The sequence below is a fragment of the Polynucleobacter sp. genome (assembly GCF_030693775.1).
Lineage (GTDB): Bacteria > Pseudomonadota > Gammaproteobacteria > Burkholderiales > Burkholderiaceae > Polynucleobacter.
Window position 1 is genome coordinate 317,008 of sequence record NZ_JAUXZY010000005.1, and the last position, 16,414, is coordinate 333,421.

General features: G+C 46.8%; 17 protein-coding genes, 1 tRNA gene and 1 pseudogene. 4 read left to right on the forward strand and 15 right to left on the reverse strand.

What is annotated here, in order from left to right:
* Window positions 1–105: 105 nt before the first annotated feature.
* Window positions 106–690 carry a phasin family protein gene (locus Q8M75_RS09625; RefSeq protein ID WP_305488901.1) on the reverse strand — a complete coding sequence of 195 codons (585 nt, stop codon included), beginning with the start codon at window positions 688–690 and terminating at the stop codon, window positions 106–108.
* A 173-nt stretch (window positions 691–863) separates the two neighbouring features.
* On the opposite strand from Q8M75_RS09625, the gene Q8M75_RS09630 reads away from it, so the two are divergent.
* Window positions 864–2,195 carry an MFS transporter gene (locus Q8M75_RS09630; RefSeq protein ID WP_305488904.1) on the forward strand — a complete coding sequence of 444 codons (1,332 nt, stop codon included), beginning with the start codon at window positions 864–866 and terminating at the stop codon, window positions 2,193–2,195.
* On the opposite strand, the gene Q8M75_RS09635 is transcribed toward Q8M75_RS09630, so the two are convergent.
* From Q8M75_RS09635 to petA, 8 genes and pseudogenes are all read right to left on the reverse strand, one after another.
* Entirely contained in the window at window positions 2,196–3,098 is a 903-nt protein-coding gene (locus Q8M75_RS09635; RefSeq protein ID WP_305488906.1) for a hypothetical protein, read from the reverse strand.
* A 3-nt stretch (window positions 3,099–3,101) separates the two neighbouring features.
* Entirely contained in the window at window positions 3,102–3,782 is a 681-nt protein-coding gene (locus Q8M75_RS09640) for a hypothetical protein (RefSeq protein ID WP_305488908.1), read from the reverse strand.
* Window positions 3,783–4,198: 416 nt separating this feature from the next.
* A tRNA-Thr gene (locus Q8M75_RS09645) sits at window positions 4,199–4,274 on the reverse strand.
* A gap of 57 nt (window positions 4,275–4,331) precedes the next feature.
* Window positions 4,332–4,700 (reverse strand): annotated as a pseudogene (locus tag Q8M75_RS09650) (ClpXP protease specificity-enhancing factor); the annotation flags it as partial.
* A gap of 46 nt (window positions 4,701–4,746) precedes the next feature.
* Window positions 4,747–5,358 carry a glutathione S-transferase N-terminal domain-containing protein gene (locus tag Q8M75_RS09655; RefSeq protein ID WP_108468304.1) on the reverse strand — a complete coding sequence of 204 codons (612 nt, stop codon included), beginning with the start codon at window positions 5,356–5,358 and terminating at the stop codon, window positions 4,747–4,749.
* Between the two features lie 48 nt (window positions 5,359–5,406).
* Window positions 5,407–6,183 carry a cytochrome c1 gene (locus tag Q8M75_RS09660; RefSeq protein ID WP_305488915.1) on the reverse strand — a complete coding sequence of 259 codons (777 nt, stop codon included), beginning with the start codon at window positions 6,181–6,183 and terminating at the stop codon, window positions 5,407–5,409.
* A gap of 41 nt (window positions 6,184–6,224) precedes the next feature.
* Window positions 6,225–7,625, reverse strand: coding sequence for a cytochrome bc complex cytochrome b subunit (locus Q8M75_RS09665; protein WP_305488917.1), 1,401 nt, complete (start codon window positions 7,623–7,625; stop codon window positions 6,225–6,227).
* Between the two features lie 11 nt (window positions 7,626–7,636).
* Window positions 7,637–8,239, reverse strand: a complete 603-nt coding sequence (gene petA / locus Q8M75_RS09670; RefSeq protein WP_305488918.1) for a ubiquinol-cytochrome c reductase iron-sulfur subunit — start codon at window positions 8,237–8,239, stop codon at window positions 7,637–7,639.
* A 140-nt stretch (window positions 8,240–8,379) separates the two neighbouring features.
* On the opposite strand from petA, the gene mscL reads away from it, so the two are divergent.
* Together mscL and Q8M75_RS09680 are read left to right on the forward strand one after the other, a co-directional pair.
* A complete protein-coding gene (gene mscL, locus Q8M75_RS09675; protein ID WP_305488920.1) occupies window positions 8,380–8,814 on the forward strand; it encodes a large conductance mechanosensitive channel protein MscL in 435 nt (144 codons plus the stop codon).
* A gap of 53 nt (window positions 8,815–8,867) precedes the next feature.
* Window positions 8,868–10,037 carry a S1C family serine protease gene (locus Q8M75_RS09680; protein ID WP_305488922.1) on the forward strand — a complete coding sequence of 390 codons (1,170 nt, stop codon included), beginning with the start codon at window positions 8,868–8,870 and terminating at the stop codon, window positions 10,035–10,037.
* Window positions 10,038–11,194: 1,157 nt separating this feature from the next.
* Here Q8M75_RS09680 and Q8M75_RS09685 read toward each other — a convergent pair.
* Window positions 11,195–12,355, reverse strand: coding sequence for a porin (locus Q8M75_RS09685; RefSeq protein ID WP_305488923.1), 1,161 nt, complete (start codon window positions 12,353–12,355; stop codon window positions 11,195–11,197).
* 206 nt (window positions 12,356–12,561) lie between these two features.
* On the opposite strand from Q8M75_RS09685, the gene Q8M75_RS09690 reads away from it, so the two are divergent.
* Window positions 12,562–14,178: a sel1 repeat family protein gene (locus tag Q8M75_RS09690; protein ID WP_305488925.1), complete on the forward strand. Its 1,617-nt coding sequence runs from the start codon at window positions 12,562–12,564 to the stop codon at window positions 14,176–14,178.
* A 117-nt stretch (window positions 14,179–14,295) separates the two neighbouring features.
* Here the strand turns inward: Q8M75_RS09690 and Q8M75_RS10125 are convergent, their stop codons facing one another.
* The 5 genes from Q8M75_RS10125 to tatB form a co-directional block, all read right to left on the reverse strand.
* Window positions 14,296–14,535, reverse strand: coding sequence for a DUF86 domain-containing protein (locus Q8M75_RS10125; protein WP_371131785.1), 240 nt, complete (start codon window positions 14,533–14,535; stop codon window positions 14,296–14,298).
* Window positions 14,536–14,544: 9 nt separating this feature from the next.
* Window positions 14,545–14,667, reverse strand: coding sequence for a hypothetical protein (locus Q8M75_RS10130; RefSeq protein ID WP_371131783.1), 123 nt, complete (start codon window positions 14,665–14,667; stop codon window positions 14,545–14,547).
* Entirely contained in the window at window positions 14,664–14,954 is a 291-nt protein-coding gene (locus tag Q8M75_RS09700) for a nucleotidyltransferase family protein (RefSeq protein ID WP_305488928.1), read from the reverse strand. The genes Q8M75_RS10130 and Q8M75_RS09700 overlap by 4 nt, the downstream gene beginning before the upstream one ends.
* Before the next feature lie 82 nt (window positions 14,955–15,036).
* On the reverse strand, window positions 15,037–15,909 hold the full coding sequence (gene tatC / locus Q8M75_RS09705; RefSeq protein ID WP_305488929.1) for a twin-arginine translocase subunit TatC: 873 nt from the start codon (window positions 15,907–15,909) through the stop codon (window positions 15,037–15,039).
* A gap of 3 nt (window positions 15,910–15,912) precedes the next feature.
* Window positions 15,913–16,401: a Sec-independent protein translocase protein TatB gene (gene tatB, locus Q8M75_RS09710; protein WP_305488931.1), complete on the reverse strand. Its 489-nt coding sequence runs from the start codon at window positions 16,399–16,401 to the stop codon at window positions 15,913–15,915.
* Window positions 16,402–16,414 lie beyond the last annotated feature (13 nt).

Below are 16,414 nucleotides of genomic sequence, written 5' to 3' on the forward strand. Positions count from 1 at the left end.
TATTTTTCGGGTTATGTGACTATATAAAAAAATCCCACCGCATCACTGCAGTGGGATTTTTGCTTATTAAGCTGCCAACTAAGGCACTAAAGCGGGCGCACCAAATTAAGCAGCTTTGCGGCTACGTGTTGCTGGTGTTGCTGCTTTTTTCACTTGAGCAACTTGACCCTGAAATGCTTCAAATGCTTGCTCAGCGTTTTTCTCAGCAGTAGCCAATGCATCCTTGCTTACTGCGCGGAATTGCTCAAAGCCCTGCAAGGCGCTACCGTAACCAGTTTTGATTGCGGATACAAATGCATCTGAACCAGCTGGTGCGTTAGCAGAAATGGTGTTGATCCACTCTTGCATGCCCTTTTGAAACTGGTCAATGCTGGACTCAACCACGTTGTTCAATTCTTTATTGCTGTCACGCAATACTTTAGTTACTTTCTTTTGGTATGCAGCAGCTTGTGTGCCAGCATCTTGCAACAGATCAGCAGTGATCAGATCAGTCACTTGCTTTGGGTCTTTCGCGCTCAGTACTTGAGTAATGCTATCTTGTACGTTCACTAATGCATCTTTGGATGCGGCGTAGTTCAGTTCGGCTAATTTTTGTGCATTCTCTAAGGCAGCTTCGCTGAGTGCGAATGAGCTTTCTAAGCCCTTGCTGCTGATTTGCGACAATTTAGCGTTGATTTGGTCTTGGTTCATGTGATGCTCCGTTTCAATAAGTAAGATTGCAAAATAGGATTTAAGGTAATGCCTAATTTGGTAGCGCACTATCTGTTTGATATTGCACCGCACCATATAAATGTAACTGATGCAGTGCAACAAATCAAGTGTTTTTGTTGCAAAGCAACAAAATAATAGAAAAAGAGTCTAAATTGAATGAAATCAGCACATTAGATCGTAAAAAAGAGGCCAAATCCTACCGAAAAGTGGCCTCTGCCGCCTGCTTTGGTACTTTTTTAGAGTGGTATGACTTTCTAACCTTTGCCACGTTGGCGGTCACCTTTGGACCCCTCTTCTTCCCCAGCAGTGATCCCGCAGCCAGTCTGTTATTCAGCTTAGCTACATTTGGGGTTGGCATGGTGGTACGGCCACTCGGCGCAGCCTACTTTGGGTCTCTCGGTGATCGGATTGGACGTAGGCCCGTCTTCATGATCACGATTGCCCTGATGGGCTTTGCTACCCTCGCAGTGGGTTTTTTACCGACCTATGCACAAATTGGAATTGCGGCCCCGATCATGCTGGTGATTCTGCGCTTATTGCAGGGACTGTCTGCCGGTGGTGAGATTGGTGGCAGTGCTGTCTTTTTAACGGAGCACGCTGGGGATTCCAATCGGGGATTTAAAACCAGCTTTCTGTCGACCATGGGCCCGCTCGGTATCTTAGCGTCCACTTTGCAAATTGCCTTATTGCAATTCTTCTTAACGCCAGAGCAATTTCAGGAGTGGGGCTGGCGTGTACCGTTTTGGGTTTCCCTTGTGCTATTCGTGATTGCCTTTAAGGTGCGCATGGCCCTGGAAGAAACGCCCATCTTTACGGAGATGCGCAAAGAGAATAAGCGATCTTCTTCACCCTTAATGGATAACTTTCGGGATCAGGAGACCCGTAAGCGGATGTTCTTATTGTTCTTCTGTATCTCAGCAGGCGGCGCAGTCCTGTTCTTTTGCATGCAGGTCTACACCGCGATCTTTCTCAAAACGGCACTGGGCATTGCGCCCAAGACGGTCGATGCCTTAAGCATCACCGCCACACTCGCGCTACTACCCCTCACCATTCTGGCTGGGGCGATCTCAGACCGAGTAGGCAGAAGACCGGTTGTGATTAGCGGTTTAATTATTGGCGCGCTCGCGATATTGCCGGCCTTTCAGTTCTTGCAATACCTGGCAGCGGCAGTGCAATTAAATCTCCTGCTCGCCGGCTTCACTCTCATTTGCCTATCAATTCCATTGGCGCTGGTGGTTGGGCCTCAAATCGCCTTACTGGCGGAGCTCTTCCCTGCGCGCACCCGAAATAGTGCAGCAACTCTACCGCACAACTTAGCCGCAGGATGGATCGGAGGGATGCTACCGTTCATTGTGACTTGGCTGAACAAGGCAACGGGAAACAATTTAGCGGGCTTGTGGTATCCGACGCTCTTCTTGGCGACAGCTGCGATCGTGGCGGTGTTTTATTTACCAGAGACGCGGGATGTCAATTTGGCCAAATAACTACGGCCGCAGTAGATTTAACCTGGTGGAAATCTTATTCCGAATAAATTCTTTATAAGCGCCCCACCAATGGATAGTTTTTGCTTGAAGTGTTGCTATTTCATCTGGGTTGGATATTGCAACCGATTTCATTCTATCCAAAAATGCTGGTAGCTCATTCCAGCCTGCAAGGATAGGAAACGGAACGGGCCCAATTGCTGCAAGCGCATTATCTGATGTTAAAAATGCATGTGGAAGCGATATTGGAATACAGCCAAGCTCTAATGCGTCATACAAGCGGATTGTTTCGGGGGAATTGCCAGCGGGGCATGGCGCAAAAATACTATCTTCCATAACGGCTGAATATAACCCTACGTTATACCCAGCGGAAAAACCGTTGGAGGCTAAAACAAATAAATTCTCTCCACAACCTTTTGCGGACTCAACGAAGGAGTTTCTCTCGTTTTGATATGAATTTGAATTATCTAACCAGCCCAAAAAGGAAGCAATACAACCACGATCAGTCGCATTTTTTAAATGCAAGGCGGCTCTAGGACCAACCCCAGTTCTATAGCCATTTGGGGCCCAACTAATTTTCCCAGCAAATCGTGGATCATTTTGGATGCGAGAAAAATAGTAATTTCTAATAATAAAATCACATTCCAAATAAGCTTCAATATTTTTATTAGCAAGCTCGTCACCCATGTGATACAAAATTATATTGTTACCAGATGACTTTATTGCGCGAATAAGGTCAAGATTAATTTCACCGAGCTCCAAATAGATTACTAGGGTATTTTTTGTATTGGCTAAATCAATACCCAAAGCATATGGCGCGCCATTAAACAGATTATTCTGAATAAACCAAGTTTCAAGTGCTCCGTTTAGTGAATCTGGATTACTTAGAATTTGAAGCTTACTCATCAATTAGCCCTGTTGATGGTACTGAATAATAGAGTCTGATTTAGCATAGTAAGCTGTTAGCTCATCGAATATAGGCGGGGGGTCTGAATAGTCATGCCAAATTTTGATCGGCCCAAAAAAACTTTTATGCCATATGGGTCGAAAATTCCAATTTAATGGCAGCACAAATGGATTGAATTTCGCTTTGTCCACTGCAAGTGCAAAAGGACCTTGATCATTTGAAGACATGGTTGCAATTTGTCCATCATTGACGAAAACAATTGATGAATCAATGCTGCCTGCCAATAGCTTCCACATATCGAATACACATTGTGCTTGCTTAGTAAAGAAAATAACGCCAGTGTTATATTCAATTTGATCACCCTGAAATATTTTAGGGTAGCGCCTGCCCCAAGGGGCCTCGCAAATAGCAAGTGCCATGCCATGTTGTGCCGCCTTTTCAAATCCGAAATCAAGTCTTCCAAGTACAACCGTATCTAGGTCTAAAAATAGTGTTTCATCAAAGGGAGATAGATCAAGCATCGCAGCTTTTTTGTTTAGGCTACTAGGATTTCCACTAGGAGCCTCAACTTTAATAATCTCATGCTGAAGCTCTGGGTGGTATTTTTTTACTGACGCCTTTAGCCGATCGATGGGCAATTTTGATTCATCACCCCAGTAAATTGAAAGTATGCCTCTAGTCATTTATGACCAATCGCTTTGTAATTCGAAACTTATTTTATTAAATTTGTTCTCGGTAAAGATGTGATCCACAGCCAGAGCATATGTATGTCTTATAGTGAATAACACCTTCCGATGTATTCTTAAAAAAACCGAAGCTTAATATTTCAACACTGCCGATCTCAGGGCCTGGAAAAATCCTTAATGAACTGCAGAAATTACATTGAAGAACATCTGGATTTGTGGAGGCTCTAAGTAAATACTCTTCTTTGGTAGGCTTTTCTAAAAGCCACTTTTCCCAAAATAGCTTCTTCTTGCTTTCCCCACGCACCTCAAGCCAATTCCTAAAGGGAAAGACTAGTAAAAAAAGTATTAAAGCAACAACTATAAAGAATATAAATTTGTAATTATGCAAATTGAGCTGACGGCTTTTTAGTTGATGGTGCCCCATGTCCGACTCGAACAGACCACCTACTGATTACAAATCAGTTGCTCTACCAGATGAGCTAATGGGGCAATTTTTTACAACGCTTAAATTTTATCCTACTTCACAATCGTCAAGCTGGGTCTTGGCTTTTTGGGCGCATCGCTAGCGCTCTCGCTGGCATTGCTTGGATCTGGGTTTTTAGCACCGTCAAAGGGGAAAGACATACCCTGGCCATTTTCCCTAGCGTAAATCGCCAGAACATGGGTCACTGGCACCATCACGCGCTTGGGTACACCGCCAAAGCGCGCCTGAAAACTCACCCACTCATTGCCCAGATCAAGTTGATGACAAGCCTCGGATGAGAGGTTTAGCACAATCTCGTCGTTCTTTACAAACTCCATGGGTACTTCAACTCGGCCATCGACAAACACCGCAATAAAGGGCGTAAAGCCGTTATCCGAGCACCACTCATGCAGTGCGCGGATTAAATACGGCTTCGTGCTCGGAATTGAAATGCCGTCGGCAGCCATGGTAATGATTGCAGACCTTAACGCCCCGCGATTAGCGGCGCATCACCTTCTCAGAAGGGGTGAGCGCTTCGATGTAAGCAGGCCGACTAAAGATGCGCTCGGCATACTTCAAGAGTGGCGCTGCATTGCGCGATAAATCAATGCCGTAGTGCTCAAGGCGCCACAAGAGTGGTGCAATCGCAACGTCGAGCATCGAGAACTCATCACCGAGCATGTATTTGTTTTTAACAAAGATCGGGGCCAGCTGCGTTAAACGATCCCGAATCGCTAAGCGGGCTTTTTCATGGGTCTTTTCTGCGGCCTTACCTTTTTCATTCTCGAGTGCAGCAACGTGTACGAATAACTCTTTCTCAAAATTAAAGAGGAAGAGGCGCGCACGTGCGCGTGCGACTGGATCAGGCGGCATTAATTGTGGATGCGGAAAGCGCTCATCAATGTATTCATTAATGATGTTGGATTCGTACAGAATCAGGTCTCGCTCAACGAGGATTGGAACCTGGCCATAGGGATTCATTACGGAGATGTCTTCCGGTTTGTTGAACAAGTCAACATCGCGGATTTCAAAATCCATGCCTTTTTCAAAAAGCACCAGGCGGCAGCGTTGCGAGAATGGGCAGTTTGTGCCCGAGTACAACACCATCATATGCAAAGATCCTTAAAAATGTACTTCATTCATGCCACAGCAAAACGCTTACTTCACATCTTTCCAATAGGCTTTGTTTAAGCGCCATGCAACGAATGTAAAGATCGCTAAAAACAAGAGCACAACCACGCCGATGCGCTTACGCTGCAATTGCATTGGCTCAGCCATCCACGACATAAAGGACACTAAGTCAGCGATATTGTCATCGTATTCTTGTGGCTTCATGGTACCTGGGGTAACTTGCTCGTAACCTACAAATACTTTTTGAATGCGGCTTGGATCCTTTGGATCTTTCCGCTCTTCAAAGTTCGCAGTACGAATACCTTGCAGCTGCCAAAGGGCGTGGGGCATGCCAACATTGGGGTAGACCAAGTTATTCCAGCCTGTTGGGGTCGAGTCGTCTTGGTAGTAGGTGCGGAGATAGGTGTAAATCCAATCGGTGCCGCGTGCCCGTGCTTCAACCGATAAATCGGGTGGCACTTTACCAAACCACGCCTTCGCGTCTTTTGGTGTCATCGATACGGTCATGACATCACCTACCTTGGCGCCATTCAAAATCAAATTGTCTTTGATTTGCTGATCGGTCAGCCCAATATCGCGCAAAGAAGAATAACGTACGCTGACAGCAGAATGGCAGGCCGCGCAGTAATTGACGTAAAGCTTAGCGCCGTTTTGCAAAGCTGCGTTACTACTAACGCGATCCGGCGCCTTATCGAGGGGATAGTCACCACCAGCCGCATGAGCAGCAGTTGCTGTGAGGGCCAATGTTGCTGTGACAGCAATTGCACGAAGGCTCGCTTTTACGGTGTGCAGAAAATATGTCATACGGATTCCTAATCGTTCTTTTGTTCTATCTGCAGTCATGATTAATGCGCATGGTAGACAACGCGGTCTGGCACGGGCTTAAACGTACCCATCTTGCTCCAATACGGCATCAAGAAGAAGAACGCCAAATAGTAGATGGTGCAAATCTGCGACATCTTATCGAACAGCGGTGAAGGCGGCTTAATACCCAAGTAACCCAAGATAACGAAGCTCACCACAAAGCTGCCGTAGATGTAAAGATGGAACTTGGGGCGATAGCGAATCGAGCGCACGGGTGATTTATCAAGCCATGGCAAGAAGAACAAAATCACGACGGTGCCGCCCATGATGACCACACCCCAAAACTTCGCATCGAAGAAATAAAAGCCTGCAGCTAAGCCGAGCAAAATTGCAAAGTAGCCGCCCTTGAGGCGAATGTCTTTGGCATTTTTAATCGCTAAGCCAAGTACCACAGCAAAGAAAATCCACAGCGGTACTAAGAACTCAGTCGTGGTCGCACGCAACATTGAGTAGAAGGGCGTGAAATACCAAACGGGTGCAATGTGCAATGGCGTCTGCAATGGATCAGCTGGGATGAAGTTGTTGGCTTCTAAGAAGTAACCGCCCATCTCAGGAGCAAAAAATACAATCGCCGCAAAGACCATCAAGAACATACCCAAGCCCATGACGTCATGCACCGAGTAGTAAGGGTGGAATGGAATGCCATCGAGGGGAACGCCTTTTGCGTCCACATTGGATTTGATATCAACACCGTCTGGGTTGTTGGAGCCAACTTCATGCAAGGCGATGATGTGGGCAGCAACCAATCCAACCAATACCAAAGGCAATGCAATCACGTGGAATGCAAAGAAACGGTTCAGGGTGGCATCGCCGACAACGTAATCACCGCGGAGCCACAAAGAAAGGTCTGGACCAATGAGCGGAATAGCTGAGAACAAGTTCACGATCACCTGCGCGCCCCAATAGGACATCTGACCCCATGGTAGGAGGTAACCGAAGAAAGCCTCACCCATCAAACACAAGAAAATCGCGCAACCAAAAATCCAAACGAGTTCGCGTGGCTTTTGATACGAACCGTAGATCAAACCACGGAACATGTGCAGGTAAACCACGGCGAAGAACATCGATGCGCCAGTGGAATGCAAGTAGCGAATCAACCAACCAAATGGCACTTCGCGCATGATGTACTCGACCGACTCAAACGCTTTTGCTGCGTCGGGCTTGTAGTTCATCGTCAGGAAAATACCGGTGATGATTTGCAAAGCCAACACAAAAATCGCGAAGGAACCAAAGAAGTACCAGAAGTTAAAGTTCTTCGGTGCGTAGTACTCGGTTAAGTGCGCCTTGATTGTTGCGGTTAACGGAAAACGCGAATCAACCCAAGCCAATACCTTCTCTTGGACTGGTGCATTTTCAGCGGTTTTAATTTCATGAAATGCCATTGTATTTCTCCTTAGGCCTTCTTATCGTCGCCAATCAGAATCTTGGTGTCGCTCAAATACATGTGTGGCGGCACTTCCAAGTTATCTGGTGCGGGTTTGTTCTTGTATACGCGACCGGCTAAATCAAAGGTCGAGCCATGGCATGGGCAGAAGAAACCGCCTGGCCAATCGTTGGGCAATGAAGGTTGTGGACCCGCCTGAATTTTGGGCGATGGAGAGCAACCGAGGTGGGTACAAATGCCAACCACCACTAAATATTCTGGCTTGATCGAGCGATAGCCATTTTGCGCATACTTTGGCGTATACACGGCAGGGTCGCGCAAGGAGTTTGGATCTGCCAACTCGCCATCGAGTTTTGCCAACTCAGCAACTTGCTCCGGCGTGCGGCGAATCACCCAGACTGGCTTACCGCGCCACTCTACGGTTCTCATTTCATCGGGTTTCATCCCTGAAATATCCACCTCAACTGCGGCGCCTGCGGCTTTAGCACGCGCCGATGGCTCAAAACTATTAACGAAGGGATAGAGGGCTGCTGCGCCGCCAACACCGCCAACCGCGGTAGTGGCGATCAGCCATTTGCGGCGATCCGGATCCATACTGGGCTTATCACTCATTTACAAGGCTTTCACAAAAGAAACAAGATAGGTGGAAATTGCTTAATGCAGCGATTTTAAAGTAAAAAGTGGTTTAGCATCGGAGTTACGCCTTGAATAGAGCGACTTTCACCAACACGCGATCTGAAAGGATTGGATTTATGGCAGTTTTACAAGAATTTAGGGAATTTGCAGTCAAAGGCAATGTGGTTGACTTGGCCGTCGGCGTCATTATTGGCGGGGCTTTTGGCAAGATTGTCGACTCCCTCGTAAATGACATTGTGATGCCCGTGATTTCCTCCCTATTTGGCGGAAAACTCGACTTCACCAATCTCTTTATTGTCTTAGGCAACGTACCCGATGGCGTGCCCCGTACCTTTGATGCCCTCAAGAAGGCCGGCATCCCCCTTTTTGCTTACGGCAACTTCATTACGATCTCGATTAACTTCATTTTGCTGGCCTTTGTGATCTTTCAAATGGTCAAAGTGGTCAATCGCATCCGCTCTACCGAGCCCCCTCCCCCAGCGGTGACACCTGAAGATATCCTTCTCTTGCGTGAAATCCGTGACAGCCTGCAGAATAAAAAAGGCAACTGATCCCAATAGAATTATATAAATTAATCATATAAATCAATTACTTAGATAGATTAATGAACCGCCTTTGGCTCCTCTTTTGCCAAGCCATCACCATTCTGCTGGCAGCGTGGTTCGTGCTTACCACCCTCAAACCGGAGTGGGTCTCCAGCCCGCAAGTGAGCTCCCTGGTGGGTCAAGTGACTCTGCGGGAAGCCCCTGACAGCATCAGCCAGAACCCAGGCTCTTTGGCCGAGGCAGCCAAGATATCGAGTCCAGCTGTCGTCAATATTTTTACGAGCAAGGCCAATAAGCCAAAGCCAGGCAAAAAAGCGGCTCCTCATCAGAATGAACCCTGGTTTCGCTTCTTTTTTGGTGATCAAGCCCCAAACGACGAGCCTAGCTCTAGTCTTGGATCTGGAGTCATCGTCAGTCCCCAGGGAATTATTTTGACCAATCATCACGTGATTGAGGGAGCGGATGAGATTGAAGTAGCTTTTGCGGATGGTCGCAAGCGCAACGCCAAACTCATTGGCAGTGATCCGGAAACGGATATTGCCGTCCTCAAGATTGATGCGACCGACCTGCCAAACCCCATTACCCTGGGGAAAATGGAATCGGTCCACGTGGGCGATGTGGTGCTAGCTATTGGCAACCCCTTTGGTGTTGGGCAAACCGTCACCTCGGGTATTGTTTCTGCGCTTGGCCGTAATCAACTCGGCATCAATACCTTTGAGAACTTCATTCAGACCGATGCGGCGATTAATCCAGGCAACTCCGGCGGCGCCTTAGTCGACACCAAAGGCAATCTGATTGGAATTAATACCGCCATCTACTCCCGCAGTGGCGGCAATATGGGCATTGGTTTTGCTATCCCCATCAACACAGCCAAACAGGTGATGGAATCGATTCTGACCAATGGCTCGGTAACGCGGGGGTGGATTGGCGTAGAACCCCAAAACCTCAGTAAGGAACTCGCTGAATCACTGAATCTCCCCAAAGACACGACTGGAGTACTCATCTCTGGAGTGCTAGAGGGTGGCCCTGCAGATAAGGCGGGCATCAAACCAGGTGATGTGCTTACCCAAGTCAATAGTCAAACAGTAAATGATGTGGTCACTCTCTTAAACCGCATTGCGCAGACAAGCCCGGGCGATGAAGCCAAAGTCAATCTGATCCGTAAAGGCAAAGAAATCACCCTAAAGGTACAAGTGGGGAAACGGCCCAAATCGAAGGCGAAGAGCTAAGGCGCTGACCTAGCCGAACAAAATAATCTTGGGATTTTAGTGTGGGCTGGAGGTTTTTTGCGACCACCGGGATCACCATTCCATTCAATAATCAAATTAAGAAATTATTTCATTTAGTCACTAGCTTGAGCACCCACTTTCGTTGATTGTTCACACTTATTAGTGTTTGCTGGTTCAAGCTTGGTAGGCATTCCGTAGCAATTTCTTCATTCTTTACTTTATTCTGTATTTACAGAATCAGGCCATTAAATCCATCACCATTAAGAAGTACTTGGATTTACTTAAGCGAATACTGCAGTTTGCTCTAGACGAAGGAGCGACCTACAAATTCGCCACTTTTCCAAAACTGAAAACCAAACCATCACCAGGGGAAGTTTTAGCTTGCAGAAGTATTGGGCGCTGGTGAAGGCCAGCAAGCAATTGACAGACCCAGTTAATGCTAAAGATGAAAAAATAGTACTTGCTCACCGCAGCACCTCTGCTGGAGCTTACAAAAAGCGAGATAGCGTTCCGTTGTAGATGCGCCGGTTGATCCGCTTCATGGTGAACTCCTTCATCAGGCCGGTCGACATTAAGCTCATTCAACATTAACACATTGAGGAAATAACCGGTCCAAGCACCTACCTTCGATTGAACCTTCCGGAAACCAAATAACATAACGGGCAGGTGGTTACCATGCGCGCAGCCAATGCGTGTATAAGTCGCTTAAGCAGTATCAAGAATCTAGGGGCTATGGAAAGCCCAATGATTATTTGTTTACCCCAGAAGCAAAAGAGCGGAAAGTGGCAATCCAACTCATCACAACCCACTTCAGAAAAATACTGGAAAAGACCAATCTGAGAGGTGGGTAATATGGTTAACTTCGAACCCTATATAGCCTGCGCCATACCGCGATCACCTTAAGGCTGCTCTACGGTAATGGCATTGATTTACTAACGTTGGCTCGTAATGACAAAACCTCTGTCGAAATGATTGAACGTTTTGATTCTTCCAACTTAACAGCAGAAATGAATATTGAAATGCTGCAAAGTATACGAACCAGAGGATATCTTGTGCAGTCAAGATTCGTGTTGCATAAATAAGAAAACCCACTGCGTTGCCGCAGTGGGTTGATTTGATACCAGACTAATTGTCAACTAGCTTGCGCTAGCATTAAATTAGAAAGTGTGACGTACGCCAACAGCAAACTGAGAAGCGGCTGAAGCAGAAGTTGCGCTCGTTGATGAAGTTTGTGTTACACCGTAAATACCATATAAATTGGTACGCTTGCTGAGATAGTAATTTGAACCCAACTGCCAAGCAACAAAGTTTGCGGTTGGTGAAGTTGGACCAAACGCATCGTAACGGCCATTACCGCCAGATGCCCAACCTTCAATTTTTGGTGTAATGAAGCTACGAACACCAATCTGTTGACCAGTACGCTTTAAGTAGTTATTTGAAGCAACATTTGAAGTTACCTTACGATCAATCCAACCGGCAAACGCTTTGAGAACGCCGAAGTCATATGTAGCGCCGACATAGGTACCGTTATCGGTAGTGTTAGGAAGGGTGGCACCGGTAACGCCGGCACTAGCACCAGCTGCGATCTGAGCTGCCGTCAATGTTTGAACGCCGTTATCGTTAACGTTCTTAAAGGATTGATATGCAGCTGTCACGTAGAGCTTTTTCCATGTGTAATCTGCTGATAGACCCCAGCCGCTATAGTTTGTATTACCACCATTTGTTGCATTTGTTGTACCGCTAGCACTCTGAGTTGTATCAGTACCGTTGGACACATACATCGCGTTTCCACGGAAGCCTGCAAATGTATCGCTGTTTGCGATGATCATGTTTGTAGATTGAACAACATATGCGTTAGACAGAGTTCCCTGTCCGCTATCTGTTACAGGACCAGCCGGACGAATAATGCTACCAGTCACGTTATTTGATGCACCTGGATCGGTTGCAACAATGGCGTTATGCTCAACGGTGTACTGGTTACCGATGGAAACCGCACCCATACCCTTACTTCTTAATCCAACAAAAGATTGGCGGTTGTTAACGCCAGAAAAATTTGATCCTTGGGGTGTAAGGCCAGTTTCAATGGTGAAGAATGCAGACAAGCCGCCGCCCAAATCTTCCGTACCACGGAAGCCTAAACGGCTGGATGTGGAGCGTGACTGATCAAACAAATTATTGGTTGTTTTTGTCGCGCCATTTTTGGCGTAACCGCTAGCAAAACCAACATCCAAAATACCGTATACAGTCACTGAGGACTGTGCTTGAGCTGCACCAGCAAATGCTGTTACCGCTGCGATTGCAAATAGCGATTTTTTCATTCTTTAAATCTCCATAAATTAAAAGTAATGCCCAAATAAATTGGGACCTATGAATTTTCTCTCTTTTGACCCGCTAGACTAGGTGTAGAGGCACATGCAGGTACTTTTGCTTGTGAAAAGGATGTTTTTTGGCTTTCTTTGTTGTATCACGGCAACAAGGGCTTGGTTTTTTGCTCTTTTTAGCCTGTTAATGCCAAAATTGTCAGATGGCAAGCCGTCAATTCCTAAAAATTCTGCAGTCAGCCCGTTTTGGTGATGTTTCTGCGCAACAAAGTTTAGCCTCTGCTTATTTAACGGGCGCATTTAAAACGCCGCCACAACCAGCTAACTCCTTGGTTTGGTTAGAGAAATCCTATTTAACCATTACAAATCAGATAGTTATAGATACAAGCTCAGGTGATGCCTCTGATTTGGGTTTTAGTGAGCCCCTTCTTCCTATTTTTAGTCTGCTGAGCGCCATTCCCCTGGTCAATACCGTGGGCTCCCCTGCTTTTCCATTTGGCTGGAAGCTGTTTTGGAAACTAGCGGATGTTTCACCGTCTTCCAAAGCGGCATCGTCACCGCTTTCGCAAGCTGCGCTGAATGCCCGATGGCAGCTCATTCAATTTTTATTATCGCCAGAGCATGCGGATGAACAGACTCGTTTGCGCGATTGGCTTGCCTCTAGCGACGCTGGTGAGATCGATTCACTCCCAGCTGCTGATATGCCCGCACTTCAGTTGGTCTGCAAATCCTACTTACAGTCGCTTGCTGAAACTGAAAATACCTTTACCCAAGCAGCGAAAGAATTATTACTGCGACTGCAGCCCAAAGACGAGACCCTCTCTGGCCTTTGGTCACAATGGCTGGCAAGCGGCAAACAAGATTACTTACTCGAAGCTGCAGAGATTGGCTTAACGATTGCACGCCTGACGCTTGGTTTGCAGTTGGCGCAATTGGATGGTGCTTGTGATTCTGTTTCTGATGCTGTTTCTAATTCTGCTTCTTCCTCTGGCAGTAGCAATGTCGATAAGGGTCGCTCGAACGCCTCTCTCAAGAAAGCCGTCTACTGGTTAGAGTTGGCAGCCAAGGATGGTGATCGTGATGCCTGGTTTGCGCTCGGTGAAATTTATCGCCGTCCGCAGTTCTCGGGATACAACGCAAGTGAGAGTGATCGCTGCTTTGATCGCGCTGCCGATCTGGGGCATGCACAAGCACAGTTTCGGAAAGGCGCCAATCTATGGCGCAAGCGCGAGAAGTTAGACGAAAAAGTAAAAGGATTACAGGCCTCTTATTGGGTATGGCAAGCACAGCAACAAGGCGTACATGAAGCAAAGGACTTACTGACAAAGATTCTGGAAAGTTGCCCTAAGCCCGCCGCCAATGATTGGCATGATTTAGCGCTGCTGGCGGAGCAAGCGATTAATCGTCACGCTGAATACAAAATTGAATACGAGTGGCTCTTGCTTTGCCATCGCCTGGTGATTGCCAATCAGTTTCATTTTAGTAAAGCTGAATTGTTATTGGCGGACATCGCTCAGCTGCAACATGAGCACTGTGTGGTGGTGGATATTCGCTGGGAGTTACCTAAAATTTTGCCCAGGCTAATTCAGATTGAAACCATTGGGCAGCGCCGCGCTCTGCTCGCTGCTGGAAAAGTATTCGCCGGAAACAATGGCAGTGAACTGGGCGCAGTGTCCAAGTCACGGGATCCCATCGTGCGCAATACAGATGAGTACGAAGACGACTTGTTTAATAGTAGAGAACGAGAGGGTAACTTGCGGCAACGACGCTACCGTTTTGATAAGGTAAGCCAGTGGTTGCTTAGTACATTTGCTAAATAAGCGAATGTGCCCTCAAGGCAGAAATTGAAGGGTCAAAATCAACGTAAGTGATTGAACTCTAATTTTCAATAGTTTAGGTTTTAGATTTTGATTGCTTGATCTTTTTCGTACATCCCCTTACGAGGCACCTTTTTCAATTGCAGCCAAAATACCTCGAATTTGTTTATGCAATGCAGGAAGCTCACCATGGATTGTCTTCCAAATAATTTCAAAATCAATCTTGAAATATCCGTGTGCAACTGCATTACGCATTTGATAAGCCGAAGAAAGCGGTAGCTCAGGATGATCGGCCACAAAAGACGGATATCGCTTTTCAAGGCTATTGGATGCTTCACCAATAATTTCTAAATTACGAATTACTGCGTCTTATACTAATTTATTATTTAAAAATACTATTTCGTCCATATCGTAGACGTACTGCTCAATCCGCTCGATGGCTTCCAGTATGTACGCCAAATAATCACGCAAACGCTGCGGATCACGAATCATACGGGACGTGCTTCAGCTATAACCTGTGCGCGAAATGAATCGGGCAACGCATTGGGTGTTAATACATCAACCTGAATGCCAAGTAATTGAAGTAATTCATGCCGAATTGCACCAATATCAAACATCGTTGTTTCCGGTGTTGGATCGATCAGAATATCAAGGTCGCTTCCCTCTTGATCATCGCCGTGGAGCGCCGAACCAAAAACACGAGCATTACATGCGCGATGACGTTCAACGACAGAACGAATGGCGGCGCGATTTGCTTGTAATAGTAGGGATGGCTTCATGGAATTATCTCCAATGTGAAGCTTTGATTTAATCACATAGGAGGGCTACTTGCAATACAAAGCAAGCGCGAATACCCCAAGTCTAAGGCTGTTGCTCTGCCTCAGCCCTGGCCTTGTCGAGCTCTGCATCCCTTAAATCATCCGCAATGTCTTCGGCTGATTTTTTGGGCTCATAGAAACGGGCAATGAGTAAACCCAGCTCGTAGAGCAAAGTCATCGGAATAGCCAACAACAATTGCGAGAGCACATCGGGCGGCGTCACAATCGCTGCGATAACGAATGCACCCACAATTACATACGGCCTAGCTTCCTTGAGTTTGGCTAAGGTAACAATGCCCATACGTACCAACACTACAACTACTACTGGCACCTCAAAGGTAATACCAAAGGCTAAGAAAGTCGTCATGGCAAAACTCAGGTACTTATCAATATCGGTTGTCATCTCCGCGCCCAAGGGAGCGTTGTACTGCGCCATGAAATTAAATACCGTTGGAAAGACAATGAAATATGCAAACGCCATCCCGAACAAAAAGAGGCTATAGCTACTCACTACCAGTGGAATGACTAATTTACGTTCGTGCTGATAAAGGCCCGGCGCAATAAATGCCCACATCTGATAGAGCACCCATGGCAAGGCAATTAAGAATGCCACCAGCATGGTGACCTTCATTGGCACAAAGAAAGAGCCCGTAATGTCGGTCACGATCATCTTGCCGCCTTCAGGCAAAGAGCTTAAGAGGGGCTGCGCAAAAATATGAAAAATATCAGGCGCCCAGTAGGCCAAGCTGGCAAACACAATAATGATGGCAAGGCCCGCTTTGATAACACGATCACGCAACTCAAATAGGTGCGATAAAAAACTCTCTTGCAAGCCCTCGCCTACCGTTGCATCCGCTTTTGCATCGTAGTCTGCTGCATCGTGATTAAGTTTATTGCTGTCGTTTGGCTGCGTCATACATTACTTCACAGAAGAGGTGTGGCGATAGCGCTTCATGCGCGCTGCGCCCGACTGCACACGCGTACGTGTGCCTGAGGAATGCTTGAACCAAGTTGGGCGATTACCGCGTTTTACACGCCAACTATCACGGCCCTGACGCAAACTCTCGCGATAGACAGCAGCCTCATCAAGGCTCATATTGCTGCCAAAGTTAGATACGTAAGTGCTGGAGTCGGCTTGATCACTTAAATTGAGCTGAGCCTCTTGCACCGTTGAATTAATACTGCTTTCGACCTCTTTGAACATTGAGGTGCTTTCTTCGCGGAGCTTCTTGAATTCATCGATCTCCATTTGGCGATTCACCTCGCTGCGCACTTCCGACATATAGCGCTGCGCACGGCTAAACAAATTTCCAGCCATGCGGGCGATCTTAGGCAAACGCTCTGGCCCGACCACTACCAATGCGACGACTGCAATCAATGCGAGTTTTGAAACTCCAAGATCAATCATGTAACAGCACTGC

Coding starts and splice junctions, on each gene's coding strand:
- petA (WP_305488918.1), bottom strand. CDS start 8,239: ATGAGTGATAAGCCCAGTATGGATCCGGATCGCCGCAAATGGCTGATC.
- Q8M75_RS09660 (WP_305488915.1), bottom strand. CDS start 6,183: ATGACATATTTTCTGCACACCGTAAAAGCGAGCCTTCGTGCAATTGCT.
- Q8M75_RS09690 (WP_305488925.1), top strand. CDS start 12,562: ATGGCAAGCCGTCAATTCCTAAAAATTCTGCAGTCAGCCCGTTTTGGT.
- tatB (WP_305488931.1), bottom strand. CDS start 16,401: ATGATTGATCTTGGAGTTTCAAAACTCGCATTGATTGCAGTCGTCGCA.
- mscL (WP_305488920.1), top strand. CDS start 8,380: ATGGCAGTTTTACAAGAATTTAGGGAATTTGCAGTCAAAGGCAATGTG.
- Q8M75_RS09680 (WP_305488922.1), top strand. CDS start 8,868: ATGAACCGCCTTTGGCTCCTCTTTTGCCAAGCCATCACCATTCTGCTG.
- Q8M75_RS09655 (WP_108468304.1), bottom strand. CDS start 5,358: ATGATGGTGTTGTACTCGGGCACAAACTGCCCATTCTCGCAACGCTGC.
- Q8M75_RS09665 (WP_305488917.1), bottom strand. CDS start 7,625: ATGGCATTTCATGAAATTAAAACCGCTGAAAATGCACCAGTCCAAGAG.
- tatC (WP_305488929.1), bottom strand. CDS start 15,909: ATGACGCAGCCAAACGACAGCAATAAACTTAATCACGATGCAGCAGAC.
- Q8M75_RS09640 (WP_305488908.1), bottom strand. CDS start 3,782: ATGACTAGAGGCATACTTTCAATTTACTGGGGTGATGAATCAAAATTG.
- Q8M75_RS09685 (WP_305488923.1), bottom strand. CDS start 12,355: ATGAAAAAATCGCTATTTGCAATCGCAGCGGTAACAGCATTTGCTGGT.
- Q8M75_RS09625 (WP_305488901.1), bottom strand. CDS start 690: ATGAACCAAGACCAAATCAACGCTAAATTGTCGCAAATCAGCAGCAAG.
- Q8M75_RS09635 (WP_305488906.1), bottom strand. CDS start 3,098: ATGAGTAAGCTTCAAATTCTAAGTAATCCAGATTCACTAAACGGAGCA.
- Q8M75_RS10130 (WP_371131783.1), bottom strand. CDS start 14,667: ATGATTCGTGATCCGCAGCGTTTGCGTGATTATTTGGCGTACATACTG.
- Q8M75_RS09700 (WP_305488928.1), bottom strand. CDS start 14,954: ATGAAGCCATCCCTACTATTACAAGCAAATCGCGCCGCCATTCGTTCT.